The organism is Rhizobium sp. AAP116, from assembly GCF_001295785.1.
Lineage (GTDB): Bacteria > Pseudomonadota > Alphaproteobacteria > Rhizobiales > Rhizobiaceae > Allorhizobium.
Genome location: NZ_LJIB01000026.1, coordinates 84,293 through 99,506, shown reverse-complemented (window position 1 = coordinate 99,506; position 15,214 = coordinate 84,293). Strand labels below are relative to the sequence as shown.

11 protein-coding genes are annotated in these 15,214 nt (G+C 61.2%); 9 read left to right on the top strand and 2 right to left on the bottom strand.

Translation table 11 applies throughout. The features are described from left to right. Positions 1–4: 4 nt before the first annotated feature. From IP85_RS15195 to IP85_RS15185, 3 genes are all read left to right on the top strand, one after another. Positions 5–1,027: a diguanylate cyclase gene (locus IP85_RS15195; protein WP_054150522.1), complete on the top strand. Its 1,023-nt coding sequence runs from the start codon at positions 5–7 to the stop codon at positions 1,025–1,027. A gap of 77 nt (positions 1,028–1,104) precedes the next feature. Further along, positions 1,105–2,994, top strand: a complete 1,890-nt coding sequence (locus tag IP85_RS15190; protein WP_054150521.1) for an ABC-F family ATP-binding cassette domain-containing protein — start codon at positions 1,105–1,107, stop codon at positions 2,992–2,994. A 438-nt stretch (positions 2,995–3,432) separates the two neighbouring features. Then, positions 3,433–5,385, top strand: coding sequence for a methyl-accepting chemotaxis protein (locus IP85_RS15185; protein ID WP_082347740.1), 1,953 nt, complete (start codon positions 3,433–3,435; stop codon positions 5,383–5,385). A 71-nt stretch (positions 5,386–5,456) separates the two neighbouring features. Here the strand turns inward: IP85_RS15185 and IP85_RS15180 are convergent, their stop codons facing one another. Together IP85_RS15180 and IP85_RS15175 are read right to left on the bottom strand one after the other, a co-directional pair. Next, positions 5,457–5,906, bottom strand: coding sequence for a DNA polymerase III subunit chi (locus tag IP85_RS15180; RefSeq protein ID WP_054150711.1), 450 nt, complete (start codon positions 5,904–5,906; stop codon positions 5,457–5,459). A 17-nt stretch (positions 5,907–5,923) separates the two neighbouring features. Beyond that, the gene (locus IP85_RS15175; protein ID WP_054150520.1) at positions 5,924–7,420 is read right to left on the bottom strand and encodes a leucyl aminopeptidase; all 1,497 of its coding nucleotides are present in this window, start codon (positions 7,418–7,420) and stop codon (positions 5,924–5,926) included. Positions 7,421–7,689: 269 nt separating this feature from the next. Here IP85_RS15175 and IP85_RS15170 point away from each other — a divergent pair, with 269 nt between their 5' ends. The 6 genes from IP85_RS15170 to rsmA all read left to right on the top strand — a co-directional run bounded on the left by IP85_RS15170 (position 7,690) and on the right by rsmA (position 15,210). Next, positions 7,690–8,856, top strand: a complete 1,167-nt coding sequence (locus tag IP85_RS15170; protein WP_054150519.1) for an LptF/LptG family permease — start codon at positions 7,690–7,692, stop codon at positions 8,854–8,856. Next, positions 8,853–9,935, top strand: coding sequence for an LPS export ABC transporter permease LptG (gene lptG, locus IP85_RS15165; protein WP_054150518.1), 1,083 nt, complete (start codon positions 8,853–8,855; stop codon positions 9,933–9,935). The genes IP85_RS15170 and lptG overlap by 4 nt, the downstream gene beginning before the upstream one ends. 71 nt (positions 9,936–10,006) lie before the next feature. Then, complete coding sequence (locus IP85_RS15160; protein WP_245280879.1) at positions 10,007–12,268, top strand: LPS-assembly protein LptD; 2,262 nt, start codon at positions 10,007–10,009, stop codon at positions 12,266–12,268. A gap of 129 nt (positions 12,269–12,397) precedes the next feature. Continuing rightward, positions 12,398–13,342: a peptidylprolyl isomerase gene (locus IP85_RS15155; RefSeq protein ID WP_054150516.1), complete on the top strand. Its 945-nt coding sequence runs from the start codon at positions 12,398–12,400 to the stop codon at positions 13,340–13,342. 18 nt (positions 13,343–13,360) lie between these two features. Continuing rightward, positions 13,361–14,383 (top strand): 4-hydroxythreonine-4-phosphate dehydrogenase PdxA, encoded by a 1,023-nt coding sequence (gene pdxA / locus IP85_RS15150; RefSeq protein ID WP_054150515.1) that lies wholly within the window; start codon positions 13,361–13,363, stop codon positions 14,381–14,383. Beyond that, the gene (rsmA, locus tag IP85_RS15145; RefSeq protein ID WP_054150514.1) at positions 14,383–15,210 is read left to right on the top strand and encodes a 16S rRNA (adenine(1518)-N(6)/adenine(1519)-N(6))-dimethyltransferase RsmA; all 828 of its coding nucleotides are present in this window, start codon (positions 14,383–14,385) and stop codon (positions 15,208–15,210) included. The genes pdxA and rsmA overlap by 1 nt, the downstream gene beginning before the upstream one ends. Positions 15,211–15,214 lie beyond the last annotated feature (4 nt).

The following is a 15,214-nucleotide window of genomic DNA, read 5'->3' as shown; positions in this document are numbered from 1 at the left end:
ATTGATGAGCGGAATTGCAGACGATCTCCAGAAGATTACGGTCTTCATGCTGAAACATCAGATCGCCGGGATCCCCCGCAACTTCGAACTTGTCCATGAAGCCTTTGCCGGCAGCAAATCGGATCTTGCGCGTGAGCTTGCAGCCCTTGGATCCCGTCCGACGCAATCGGCGCTCGACCAACTCGGCCTCAAGCACCGGCTTGCCGGCCATTGCGGCGTCTCGGCGGAACGCTTGCAGGACGAAACGCTGAAAACGCTGAAACGGCTCAGCGACCAACTGTCGCTCGGACTGACCCAGAAGCGCGCTTTCACGAACTCGGTGGAAGGCGTCATCCGCTCGATCCGCGAGGATGTCACCGTCGGTATCGACCAGTTGCTCGGGGAGTTGGATCTGCTCTCCTCGATTGCCGGGGACATGATCAAGGCGGAAACCGCGCTGGCATCCGATGTTGCCGAGGGGCTGGACAGTCTGAATGCCGCAGACCGGGCCATTCGCGCAGCGCAGGCTGCAATGAAACGGGACCATCTGACCGGCCTCGCCAACCGGATCAGCTTCATCCAGACGCTGGAGGACGCCCATTCGGCCTCCTCGGCGGCCAAGCCGAGCGCGCTTGTGCTGATCGAAGTCCTCGATCTTCCCGGACTGCAGCACCAGTATGGCGACGAAGCGGTCAGCAAGCTCATCCGTGGTCTGGCGACGATCTTCCGCAAGGCGATCAAGAAGCACGACTTCATCGCCCGCATCGAGGCCGACACCTTTGCCTTCGTCTTCCAAGGCATCAACGCCGACGAGGCACACATCATCGCCGAACGGCTGTTCACGACGGCGGATAACAATCTCGTCTTCGCTTCCGAGACCTCGCCGGGTTCCGGCGGCCTGCCACTCGCGATCGGTCACGCCATGGCACACGAAGCCGCCGATCCGACAAGCTGGCTCGCCATTGCCAAGACCGCCACGATACTGGCACGGCAAAACCCGCGCCAGCCGATCATCGGCTACAAGCCCGGACAGCGCCAGGTCGCCTGACGAGATCGCCCGGCAGGCCCGACCGGGCGCCCTCGCCCGCTTGCCTTTGGCCGTGACATCGGCCAAAAGCCAGAACCATGATCACGATCAACGATATCTCCGCCCGCATCGCAGGCCGCCTGCTCATCGACCACGCCAGCGTCGCGCTTCCGGCCGGGACCAAGGCTGGCCTTGTCGGCAAGAATGGTGCGGGCAAATCGACGCTGTTCCGCATCATCACGGGCGATCTGGCCTCCGAAAGCGGCAATATCTCGATCCCGAAGAATGCGCGCATCGGCCAGGTCGCGCAGGAAGCGCCGGGAACGGAAGACTCGCTGATCTCCATCGTGCTTGCCGCAGACAAGGAGCGCGCAGCCCTGCTCGTAGAGGCAGAGACGGCGACGGATCCGCATCGCATTGCCGAAATCCAGACACGGCTTGCCGATATCGGCGCGCATTCGGCGGAAGCTCGCGCAGCGACGATCCTGTCGGGCCTCGGTTTCGACCACGAGGCGCAGTTGCGCCCGGCCTCGTCCTTCTCCGGCGGCTGGCGCATGCGCGTGGCGCTCGCCTCGGTGCTCTTCGCCGAGCCGGATCTGCTGTTGCTCGACGAACCGACCAACTATCTCGACCTTGAAGGCACACTCTGGCTTGAGGACTATGTGCGGCGCTATCCGCACACGGTCATCATCATCAGCCATGACCGGGATCTCCTGAACACCGCCGTCAACTCGATCATCCATCTCGACCAGCAGAAGCTCACGCTCTATCGCGGCGGCTATGACAGCTTCGAGCGGCAGAAGGCCGAGAACGACGAATTGCAGATGAAGGCGAAGGCGAAGAACGACGCCGCGCGCAAACATCTGCAGAGCTTCATCGACCGCTTCCGCGCCAAGGCGACCAAGGCCAAGCAGGCACAGAGCCGCATCAAGGCGCTGGAGCGCATGGGGACGGTTGCCGCCGTCATCGAGGACCACGTTCATCCGATCACCTTCCCGAAGCCCGAAAAGCAGCCGGCCTCCCCGATCGTTGCAATCTCTGGCGGCGTGGTCGGCTACGAGCCGGGCAAAGCGATCCTGAAGAACCTCAACCTGCGCATCGACAATGACGACCGGATCGCGCTGCTTGGTTCCAACGGTAACGGCAAGTCGACCTTCGCCAAATTCATCTCCGGCCGACTGGAGGCCCAGGGTGGCCAGCTGAAAACGGCATCGAGCCTGAAGATCGGCTTTTTCGCCCAGCACCAGCTTGACGACCTCATCCCGAACGAGAGCCCGGTTGCCCATGTGCGCCGGCTGATGCCGCTGGAGCCGGAAGCCAAGGTGCGTGCCCGCGTCGCGCAGATGGGGCTTGCAACCGAAAAGATGGAGACGGCTGCCAAGGATCTCTCGGGCGGCGAGAAGGCGCGCCTGCTGATGGGGCTTGCCGCCTTCCACGCCCCGAACCTCCTGATCCTCGACGAGCCGACGAACCACCTCGACATCGACAGCCGCAAGGCGTTGATCGAGGCGCTCAACGACTATGAGGGCGCCGTTATCCTGATCAGCCATGATCGCCACTTGATCGAGGCGACCGTCGACCGGCTCTGGCTTGTGAACAACGGCACGGTCACCAGCTTCGACGGCGACATGGAAGAGTATCGCTCGCTGATCATCGCCTCGGGCAAGAAGCCGGTGGAGAAGGACAAGGGCGACGGCGGCGCTGATACCGTCAACAAGGCCGAGCAACGCAAGGCGGCTGCCGACAGGCGCGCGAGCCTTGCACCACTCAAGAAAAAGATCAACGAAGTCGAGGCCTTGACGAAGAAGCTGGAGACTTTGATTCAGGCGCTCGACAAGGAGCTTGCCGATCCGGCTCTCTATGAGAAGGCGCCGGCCAAGGCGGCCGAGAAGGCCAAGCAGCGCGGAGAAGCGGCGGCAAAGCTTTCGGCAGCGGAAGAGCAATGGCTGGAGCTGTCCACCGAATACGAAGAGGGCATGGCGGGCTGACCGTTGGCCTTACCTCTTTGCAACCCGAAGCAGTCTAAACCCGCCTACGAGGCGGCAAGGCCCAAATCGTACGAATTTGGTTGTAATCCATAGCGTTCCCATTGTTTTCTTATAATATTTAAATCAGAAAATCGTGATGTTGCGCAACTCAGGCGCGATTTTTAGTAAACTTTTAAATTCCAGACCACATCATTCCCGCGAGTTAGTTCAGCCTACTTCAATCCAAAGTGCATTTCGTACCCATCGTCAGCCTTCCGGCCGGATGACTGTGCGCAAACGTTTTTGTCCCCGACGGGCCCCTCCGTTGCCGGGAATTGCGAAGCTGTGCGCGGAACGATCTGCACACCTGAGAAGCGCCTCGGTGATGCAACCGGGGCTCCCCCTCCCCGCGATCCATGCCATGAGGGCACGGACCCGGAGTGAACGGAAAGCTGCGGAATGTCGACGAAACCCCTGTCCATCAAAGCCTCGCTGCTCGGGGCCTTCATGCTTCTACTTGCCCTTCTCGTCGTCCAGGGTGGCTTTGCCCTCTGGTCGATGAATGGTGTCTTTTCCAATGTCCAGCGACTGGCGCAAGGCTCGGTACCGGTCGTCGACATCACCAACCGCCTGAATATCTCCATTGCCAACCTGCGTGCCTTGCAGACGCGGCATATACTGAGCACGACCCCGGAGACGCTTGCTGCAGCCGACGCGGCAGTTGCCAAAGAGGTCGATAAATTGAGGGACCGGATGGCGCGCTATGAGGCAATGATCACACTTCCGCAGGAAAGGCCCGCTTTCGAAGGATTCAAGGCCAGCGCCGAAAACTATCTTATCGCAGGCGACCGCATGATCGAACTTTCGCGCACCGGCGACAAGGCTGCCGCTGCGGCGTTGCTCACGGGGGAAATGGTTGTCGCCTATGACGAGATGGATGGCTATGCAGACACATTCCGCGACGCCAATGTCGATGCGGCTGCCGCGATGTTCGAAGAAAGCGCCAGCAGTTTCCGTCTCTCGCTTCTGAGCAATGCCGCGATCCTGGTTGTCGGTGCGCTGGCCGGCATTGCCGCCATGATCTTTGTCGCGCGCGGCGTTACCAAACCGATCGAACGCATGACACGGATCATGGGGCGCCTCGCCCGCAACGAGTTCGATGTCGAGATCGCCTATCTCGAACGGCAGAACGAGATCGGTGACATGGCGCGTGCCGTCGATGTGTTCAAGCAGAACGGTCTTCGGGTGCGGAAAATGAACGCGCAGGAGCACCGGATGAAGCAGCGCTGCGACGAGTTGCAGGAAAGCATCGGCCAGGTTTGTGCTGCGGCCATTGCCGGCGACTTCTCCCAACGGATCGATCGCGATTTCGAGTTCCCGGATCTCAATGCCTTCGCAAGCTCGATGAACGACCTGGTGCGCTCGATCGACAACGGCCTTGCGGAAACACGGCGCGTCATCGCCGGTCTGTCCGATGGCGATCTGACCGATACCATGCGCGGCGAATTCAACGGCGCCTTTGCGGAACTGCAGGGCAATGTGAACGGCATGATGCAGGTTCTCAGAACCGTCGTCGCCGAGGTTCGTACCTCAATCGATCAGATCCGCTCCGGATCGGGCGAGTTGCGTTATGCCTCCGACGACCTTGCCAAACGCACAGAACAGCAGGCGGCCGCACTTGAGCAGACCTCGTCTGCACTCGAGGAAATCACCGCAGCGGTCCGGCAATCGACCGACACGGCGCTTCAGGCGACCCGCATGGTCGATGAGGCGCGCCGCAGCACCGAGGAATCGAGTTCTGTCGTCGGCGACGCGGTCGCGGCGATGGGACGGATCGAGCAGGCGTCAGGCGAGATCGGCCAGATCATCAATGTGATCGACGAAATCGCCTTCCAGACCAATCTTCTCGCCCTCAACGCCGGTGTCGAGGCGGCGCGGGCGGGTGAGGCTGGCAAGGGCTTTGCCGTCGTTGCCCAGGAGGTCCGGGAACTCGCCCAGCGTTCGGCAGGTGCGGCCAAGGACATCAAGGCGCTGATCACCAAGTCGGGCGAGGAAGTCGGGATCGGCGTGCGCCTTGTGACGGCAACCGGGGATGCGCTGTCGCGGATCAGGGACCATGTCATGCATATCAACCAGTCGGTTCACCAGATCGCGGCAGCAGCCAGGGAACAGTCCCACAAGCTCCATGAGGTCAATACCGCCGTCGGCCAGATGGACCAGTTCACACAGCGCAATGCTGCGATGGTGGAGGAGACGACCGCCAGCACCAACAGGCTGGCCGATGATGCCGTCAACCTGTCGCACCTGATCAGCCACTTCAAGCTCGAGACCGCCTCGTCCCGGGCACGATCATCGCTGCCCGCGGCAAACGACACTGGGAACGGGCTGCGAAGAGCAGCAGCCACGCGGTGATAAAGACATCATAGCAAACTGCGAAGGGCCGCCCTGTGGCGGCCCTTCTGCATTTCTGGCATTCGACGATTTCAGGCCTTCTTCTCCCAGCGCCCCTCTGGGCTCTGTTGCCAGTAGGTCAGTGTGTGACCCTGGCTCTTCAGCCGTTTCCATTGCGAGCGGGCCCCTTCGAGCTGTTCCGTGTCGTATCCGTCGAACACGAAGACGACGCGGTCGTAGGGCAGCTCATCCGGCGGCTCGGCGCCATCGACCAGAAAGCGGACGCTTGCCTGGTTGATGTTTTCGGTACCCGTGGTCAGCAGCACCGGCTGGCGATCCGGCGAGGCGCCGTCCTCCGTGCCATGGGGCAGAAAACTCTCGTCCCGATAGGTCCAGAGAAGCGCATCGAGCGCATCCCGGCGTTCGGGGTCACGCGTCTGGACGGCCACGCGCCAGCCGCGCTCCACGCTCTTTTCCAGGAGCGGCGGGAGCGCGTCTTCCAGCTTCGATTCCGTCAGATGGTAGAAGAGAACATCGGCCACGGAGGCAGTCACCGCCATCAGGATTCGTAATGCGCGCGAACGAGCTCATCGAGCAGGCGTACGCCGTAGCCCGAGCCCCAGGACTGGTTGATCTCGTCGTTGGGTGAACCCATCGCTGTGCTGGCAATGTCGAGATGGGCCCAAGGCGTGTCCTTCACAAAGCGCTTGAGGAACTGGGCTGCCGTAATTGAGCCTGCCTGACGGCCGCCGGTGTTCTTCATGTCGGCGAACTTGGAATCGATCAGCTTGTCGTACTCCTTGCCGAGCGGCATGCGCCAAAGCCGTTCATTGGTCGCGAGGCCGGCGGCCAGCAGCCTTTCCGAAAGCTCATCGTCGTTGGAGAACAGTCCGGCATGCACACTGCCGAGTGCTACGCCGATCGCCCCCGTCAGCGTGGCAAGGTTGATCATGAAGGTCGGCTGGAAACGATCGTTGCAATACCAGAGGGCATCGCAGAGCACGAGGCGGCCTTCCGCATCGGTGTTGATCACCTCGATCGTCTGGCCAGACATCGATGTCACGATGTCGCCCGGGCGCTGGGCATTGCCGTCGGGCATGTTTTCCACGAGGCCGAGGATGCCGATGGCATTGACCTTGGCCTTGCGGGCGGCGAGCACATGCATCAAGCCCGCGACGGCAGCGGCACCGCCCATGTCACCCTTCATGTCCTCCATGCCGCCTGCCGGCTTGATCGAGATGCCGCCGGTGTCGAAAACCACGCCCTTGCCGACAAAGGCGATCGGCTTGTCTTTCGACTTGCCGCCCTTCCACTGCATCACAACGAGGCGAGGCGGACGCACGGAGCCCTGGGCGACGCCGAGAAGCGCACCCATGCCGAGCTTCTTCATCTCTTTCTCCGTCAGGATCTCGACCTCGACGCCGAGCTTTTCGAGCTCCTTAGCCTTGGCGGCGAATTCGAGCGGTCCCAGCAAGTTGGCAGGCTCGTTGACGAGGTCGCGGGCGAGGATCACGCCGTCGGCAACCGCTTCCGTTTCCGCAAAGGCCTTCTTGGCGGCTGAGGCCTCAGCGGTGACGATCGTCACCTTCACCGTCTTTTCAGCCTTCTCTTCCTCGTCTTCCGACTTCTTCTTGGTCTTGTAGGTGTCAAACTTGTAGGCGCGAAGCAGCATTCCAAGCGCGAAATCCGCGACAGCCTTCGGCGAGACCTGAAGTCCGGGGACATCGACGTAGACGGTTACGGTGTCAGCCCCCTTCACCGCCGCCGTGGCAACGCCCCCCGCCTTCAACCAATCATGCGCGGACAAGCTATCGCCCTTGCCGAGCCCGAGAACGACCAGCCGGTCGAGCGGCGAGCCATGCGGAGCAACGATGTCCAGGGTTGAAAGCGACTTGCCGGTGAACTTGCCGGACTTGGCGGCGCGGGCATAGACGCCGGCCGGATCCGCTTCAGTTGCCCCCGCCGGCATGTCTGCACCTGACGTCGTCAGGAGAATGGCGAGCCCTTCCGCAGCGGCGTGGGACTTTGCGAAGGAGACGGCGAGTTTCAGCGACATGACGGGCATCCTGGATACGTGATGAGAAGACTTACAGGGATCATGGTCTTTTCGCGAACGATGGCAAGAGTTTGACCGGGCATTCCTCATCCAATCCCCCGATTGCAGCCAGGGCCGCGCCAGCGTGTCCGATTTATCGCGGTGGAGAAAAAAACAGGATCACGAAGCCGGGGAAATTGACATCCGTCGGTCGCCAAAATGCCGCAAGCGTTGTAGAGAACGCCAATCCTCGGCGCGACGTCTGCGTGTCGCGCCTGCAAGGGAACCCTATGAAGATACTCGAACAATACATCCTGCGACGGGTCGTCCTGATGTTCACGACAGCGCTTTTACCGGTGCTGGCGATCATCTGGACGACGCAGGTGTTGCGACGTATCAACCTCGTCACCGACAGTGGCCAGTCGGTAGGGTCCTTCATGCTCTTGGCGACGATGATCCTGCCGACCATCATCGCGACCGTCCTGCCCTTCGCGCTCGTCATCGGCATCACCCATACGCTGACCACGATGAACAACGATTCGGAGCTTGCGGTCATCGATGCTGCCGGAGCACCGAGACGGACGATCCAGCGTCCTCTCCTGATGCTGGCGGGCGGCCTCAGCATTTTCTCGCTGGTCATGCTCGGCTTCGTCGAGCCGGCAATGCGCGTCAACGTGCGAAGCATGATCGCAACCGCTTATGCCGATCTGCTTTCTTCGGTGATCGAGGAAAAGACCTTCCGACAGATCGAGCACGGCCTCTATGTGCAGATTTCCGAGCGGCAGGCAGGCCGCCAGATGAAGGGGCTGCTGGTCGCCGATTCCCGTGATCCGGCTTCCGAGCTCATCTATTATGCCCGTGAGGGCGCAGTCGAAGAGACCGGCAAGGCGCTCGTGATGCAGGATGGCGAAGTGCAGCGCAAAGCGCCGAACGGCGATGTGACCGTCATCCGCTTCGACCGCTATGCCTTCGATCTTTCGGATCTCTCCGAGGAGCGCGGCCAGGCCCGCTTCGGCGCCAAGGATCGCGACCTTTTCTATCTGATGGATCCCGATCCGCTCGACGAGCGCTATGTGAGCAATCCCAACGACTTCACGGCCGAGCTCCACCGCCGCATCAGCGCGGCCTTCTTCCCGCTCGTCTTTGCCGTGATCAGTCTGATGATGTGCGGTGATGCCCGGTCCCACCGCGAAGCGCGGCTGCATCCGATGGCGTCGACCCTGCTGATGTCGCTCACCCTCTTCTGGGCTTCGAACTACGTCACCTCGCTCGTCGAAACATCCGCGGCATACGTGCCTCTGCAGTATTTCGTGCCCCTGGCCAGCGGGGCCGCTGCCGCCTTCATGCTGGCAACGAATCGCAGTCCGCGATTGCCGCGTGCGGTCTCCATTCTGGTGAGCAAGGCGATCACACTCACGCAGAAGCGGCTTGGCGCAAGCACCGGGGGCGCGGCATGATCTGGACTCTCGGGATTTATTTCTTCCGACGCTACATGATGACGACGCTGTGGTTCTTCCTCGGCGTCATCTCGATCACCTATCTCATCGATTTCACGGAAACCTCCGGCCGCTATGACAACCTGCCGGGCTATTCCGTGACAGGCGTGCTCTACCTCACCGCCTTGCGGCTGCCGCTGATCCTGCAACAGACGGTGCCGTTCATCGGCCTTTTCGTCGGCATGGCGACGCTGATTGCGCTCAACCGCAAGTCTGAACTGGTTGTCGCGCGGGCGGCCGGCATTTCCGTCTGGCAGTTCATGGCGCCCTTTCTGATCGGCGCCACCCTGATCGGTCTGACGACGACGCTGGTGATCAATCCCCTCGCCGCCTGGGGTGAACGCCAGGGCACCGAAATCGAAACGAAGTGGCGTGAAACGGCAGGCAGTGCGAAACCGGCGCCGATTCCGTGGCTGCGCCAGTCGAGCGGCGACAATGACGTGGCGCTCGGCGCTCGTTCTGTCCTTGAGGACGGAACCCTGCTTGTCGATGCCGTTCTGCTGCATTTCGACCAGGACGGACGCATCGTGCTGCGCCAGGATGCGCGCACCGCGACTTTGAAAGATGGTTACTGGATGCTTACCGACGTTCTCGAGACGCGTCCGGGAGAAATCCAGACGCGTCTCGCCGAAGCGCGGGTTGCGACCAATCTCAACGAGGAATTCGTCCAGCAGCGTCTAGCCAGACCGGAAAGCGTTGCTTTTTATGATCTATTTCAGAAAATTGAAGTTGCCCGATCCTTCGGGATCGCACCCCATGCGCTGGAAACGCAGTTTCATTCGCTGCTTTCACTGCCGTTCCTGATGATTGCAATGACGCTGATTGCCGCAACCGTTTCGCTGAAATTCAGCCGTATCAACCAATCGAGAACGGTGATTCTCGGTGGAATATTGTCAGGCTTCGTGCTTTATGTTGTCTCTGTGCTCGTCAGGGCATTCGGAAGCAGCGGCGTCATGCCGCCATATGTTGCGGCCTGGGTCCCAGTTGTCGTAGCCATGGCACTGGGGGCAACGATTCTGCTTCACAAGGAGGATGGTTAGTGGCGGTAAAAGACCGCGGGAATATCAGGAGGCTCTCAGTAGCCCTGCTGACCAGTGTCGCTGTGTGCGCTATGGCGCCCGCTGCGCCTCTCGTGCATGCGCAGAGCCTGTCCGACTCAGCGTCGATGGCAGGCAACGTCCCTGATGACGCGAAGCTGCTTCTGGCAGCCAATGAACTCGTTTATGACCGTGATGCCGAGCGCGTTGTCGCGAACGGTGCGGTACAGATCAATTATGCCGGCTACCAGATGGTGGCCCGTCAGGTCGTGTACGACCAGAAAACGGGCCGCGTCACCGCGGCGGGCAATATCGAGTTGGTCGAGCCGACCGGAAACCGCATCTATGCGGATTCACTCGATGTAACCGACAATTTCTCCGACGGCTTCCTGCGTGCTTTGCGCGTGGAGAGCACGGATAACACCCGTCTTGTTGCCGAAAGCGCCCAGCGCGTCGGCGGCACGCAGATGATCCTGCACAAGGGTGTGTACACGGCATGTCTTCCCTGCGCGGAAAACCCCTCTCGTCCGCCGCTCTGGCAGGTGAAGGCTGAACGCGTCGTTCAGGACGGCACCAAGAAGACCGTGCGCCTCGAAAGGGCCCGGTTCGAACTCTTCGGCAAGTCGCTTGTGACGCTGCCGTTCATCGAGGTGCCGGACAATACCGTCAAGCGGAAGTCGGGCTTCCTGTTCCCGCAGTTCCGTTCCGGCGAAAATGTCGGCTTCGGCATTGCGGTCCCCTACTACATCGCCATCGCTCCGGACCGCGACGCGACGGTCACCGCGACCGGCTTCAGCGCCCAGGGCGTGCTCCTCGAAGCGGAAGTCCGCCAGCGCTTCGAGAAGGGTCAGGCCAGCATCCGATTCGCGGGCATCAGCCAGATGAACACGGACGAGTTCACTGCCGGCACGAGCGATGCCGCGCGTGATACGCGTGGCCTCATCGCGTCGAAGGGCGAGTTCAAGATCAATCCGCGCTGGGCATTCGGCTGGGATGTCATGGTGCAGAGCGACAACAACTTCGCACGCACCTATGGTATCGATGGCCTCAATGCGTCCACCAACACCAATGTCGTCTATTTGACCGGCATCGGCGAACGCAATTTCTTCGACATGCGCGGCTACTATTTCGACGTTCAGGACGCGGATCTGAACAACACGTCGGAGAAGAAGCAGGCGACCGTTCTGCCGGTCATCGACTACAGCTATTACGCGCCCGAACTGGTCGCCGGCGGCCAGTTGTCGGGTACCTTGAACTTCACCTCCCTGTCGCGCTTCTCGAGCGAATTCGCCGACACGAACAGAGATGGTGCGTTTGACGTCTATCGCGGCCTGAAGGGCAACATGAACCGCCTGACTGGCGAACTCGAATGGGAACGCACCTTCGACGGTCCGGGCGGATTGCAGATCACACCGCTTCTCGCTGCCCGTGGCGATGTATATGGCTTGGCCATGGACGCCCCCGGAAACTACACCGGCGGCTATACAAGCAACGATGCCCTTGGTCGCTACATGCTGACCGCCGGCATCGAGGCCCGTTATCCGTGGCTGATTACCACTGCGAACAGCTCGCATATCATCGAGCCGATCGCGCAGATCTATGCCCGCAACAACGAGGGCTATGCTGGCCAGTTGCCGAACGAAGATGCGCAGAGCCTGGTGTTTGACGCCAGCAACCTCTTCTCGCGCAACAAGTTCTCCGGCTTTGACCGTGTCGAGGGCGGAACACGCGCCAATGTCGGCATGCGCTACACCGGCAGCTTCGACAACGGGATCGGTGTACGCGCGGTCATCGGTCAGTCCTACCATCTGGCGGGCCTGAACTCCTACGCGACACAGGACCTGCTGGCCGTAGGCTCCGATTCCGGCCTCGAGACGGATGTTTCCGACTATGTGGCATCGGCTGGTTTCGAACTGCCGATCGGGCTTTCGCTGAGCGCCGGCGTGCGGCTTGATGAGAAATCGCTCGACGTTCGTCGTACCGACCTCAATGCGACCTATTCTCAGGACAGGTTCGAAACAAGCCTGACCTTCACCCAGCTCGACGCGCGCCCGGGCTACTCGTTCAACAACGACAACCAGACGATCACCAGCTCGACCACAGTTAAGGTCACCGAGAACTGGTCGGTGTTTGGCTCGGTGAACTACGACATCGACGCCGACAAGTTCAATCGTCGCAGCGTTGGCCTTTCCTATGCCGACGAATGCACCGTCTTCTCGATCGCCTATTCGGACAAGTACGATCCGAATGCTGAGACTGCGAACGACTGGACGATCGGTGGAAAGCTGGTGTTCCGCACCCTCGGAGAGATCAATCTCAGCGACTCTACGTTCTAGTCAGCCAAACCGCTGAGACGCAGGTCATTGTTTCGCCGCATGGATTGTGCAATCCGTGCGGCGGTTCTAAAATCCGTTACATGATCTACGTCCGGAGCAGGCTTCTGCAGTTCGGAGAAAGGATGACAGATGGCTCATGCAAACAAAGGCACCGGTCTGCTGCTTGCCGGCGTCATCGCGCTGTCCTTAAGCGTCAGCCCGACACCAATCTTTGCGCCGGCTCAGGCAGCAACATCGGTGGCTGCCGTTGTCAACAAGACCGCAATCACAAGTGCTGACGTCGCTCGTCGCGTGGCCTTCCTGCGACTGCAGCGTCGCACTGGCAATCTCCAGCAAATCGCCCGCGACGAACTCGTGAACGAGACGCTGAAGCGCGAGGAGATCGCGCGGGTCGGCATGTCCGTCAGCACGGCGGATGTCGATGCCTCGTTCGAACGCTTTGCGTCGTCGAACAAGATGTCGGTGTCGCAGCTCAATACCGTGCTCGATCAGGCCGGCGTCGGTGCCGCGCACTTCAAGTCCTTCATCGCCATCTCCATGAGCTGGCCGCGCCTCGTGAACGCACGCTATGGGGCGGGAGCGCGTGGCCGTTTGTCCAACCAGGATCTCGTGACCCGTCTTCTCGAAAACAAAGAGAAGCCGGTGACGACGGAGTATTTCCTCAAGCAGGTGATCTTCGTGGTGCCCGCCTCGAAGAAGGGCATCGTCGGCAAGCGCAAGGCGGAAGCCGAAAAGTCGCGCGCCTCCTTCCCCGGCTGCGATCAGGCCATGGAGTTCGCCAAGAACTATCTTGATGTGTCGATCCGCAATCTCGGCCGTGTTCTCGAGCCTGAAATGCCGCCGGAGTGGAAACCGCTCGTGGAGAAGGCAAAAGGTGGCACGACGGCAACCCGCGTGACCGATCGCGGCGTCGAGTATCTCGCCATCTGCAACCAGCGTCAGGTTTCTGACGATGTTGCGGCTGAGGTCGTCTTCCGCGCCGAGGATATCGGCAAGGAACAGCAGGGCGAAAACCCGAATTCTGATAAGTATCTGGAAGAACTGCGCTCCAAGGCCCAGATCGTAATACAATAAGCCGCGAAAGGCCGATCCATGACCAATGGCGTCCTTCCGCTGGCGCTCAGCCAGGGCGATCCGGCCGGTATCGGGCCGGATATTGCTCTTCAGGCCTGGCTGAAACGTGATGAGCTGGCGCTTCCGCCGTTTCTCTATGTCGGCGATCCCGAGGTCCTGAAGGTTCGCGCCCGCCAGTTGGAACTCGACGTTACCGTCGAGGAGACGGATGCGGCGCATGCAAACGGCGTCTTCGTTCGGGCGCTTCCGGTTCTTCCCATTCCGACGGGCGTCGATGTCTTGGCCGGAAAGCCGCATGTGGCGAATGCCCGCGGCACGATCACAGCCATCGAGACGGCCGTCGCCCTCTGCCTCTCGGGTGCAGTGCGCGCGGTCGTGACCAATCCGATTGCAAAATCCGTACTTTACGAAGCCGGCTTCGGGTTTCCCGGGCATACCGAGTTTCTCGCCGATCTCGCGGCGCGTGCAAAGGGTGGCTCCGTAATGCCGGTCATGATGCTCGCGGGGCCGAAGCTGAAGGCCGTCCCCGTGACAATACACATTCCGCTGAAAGATGTTCCCGGCGCCCTGACCGAAGCCTTGATCGTCGACACCTGCCGGATCGTCGCGCAGGATCTCGCCAATCGGTTCGGGATCGCCTCCCCGCGACTGGCGGTCGCCGGCCTTAATCCGCATGCGGGCGAGAATGGCGCGATCGGCCATGAGGACGATGACATCATCCATCCGGCGATCGGCAGGCTGCGTGATGAGGGCATCGATGCGTTTGGCCCCCTGCCCGCCGACACCATGTTCCACGACGATGCGCGTGATCGATACGACGTGGCGATCTGCATGTATCACGACCAGGCACTGATACCGGCCAAAGCCCTCGGCTTCGACGACAGCGTCAACGTGACGCTCGGGCTTCCCTTCATCCGCACCTCGCCTGACCACGGAACGGCCTTCGGTCTCGCGGGCAGCGGTTTTGCCAAGGAAACCAGCCTCGTTGCAGCCTTGCGGATGGCTGATCGAATGGCGCATGCGCGGGATGCATCTCGCTGATGGCCGCGCTCGATGGACTGCCGCCGCTGCGCGACGTGATTGCGCGCCATGGACTGGATGCCAAGAAGGCGCTCGGACAGAACTTCCTGCTCGATCTGAACCTGACCCAGAAGGTGGCCCGCAATGCCGGGTCACTTGAAGGTGTGACGGTGATCGAGGTCGGGCCGGGTCCGGGCGGCCTTACCCGGGCAATCCTTGCTTTAGGCGCGAAGAAGGTCATTGCCATCGAGCGTGATCCGCGTTGTCTTCCGGCTCTGCAGGAAATTGCCGACCATTATCCCGGTCGCCTCGAGGTGATCGAAGGTGATGCGCTGAAGACCGATTTCGAGAGCCTGGCTCCAGGCGAGCCGGTGAAGATCATCTCGAACCTGCCCTACAATGTCGGTACGCAGTTGCTCGTCAACTGGCTGTTGCCAAACCAATGGCCGCCCTTCTGGCAGTCCCTGACGCTGATGTTCCAGAAGGAAGTCGGGCAGCGGATCGTGGCCCGCGAGGACGACAATCATTACGGCAGGCTCGGCGTGCTCTGCGGCTGGCGGACAGAGGCGCACATGGCCTTCGACATCCCGCCGCAAGCCTTCACGCCGCCGCCCAAGGTGACCTCGACCGTGGTCCATCTGGTCCCGATCGAGAAGCCCCTGCCCTGTGATCCGGACAAGCTGGAAAAGGCGACGCAGGCTGCTTTCGGCCAGCGTCGCAAGATGCTCCGGCAAAGCCTCAAGCCTATCGGCGGGGAAGCATTGCTCGCCCGCGCCGATATAGATCCTCAACGCCGGGCGGAAACGCTCAGCGTCGAGGAATTCTGCCGGATCGCCAATCTGCTCTGACTAC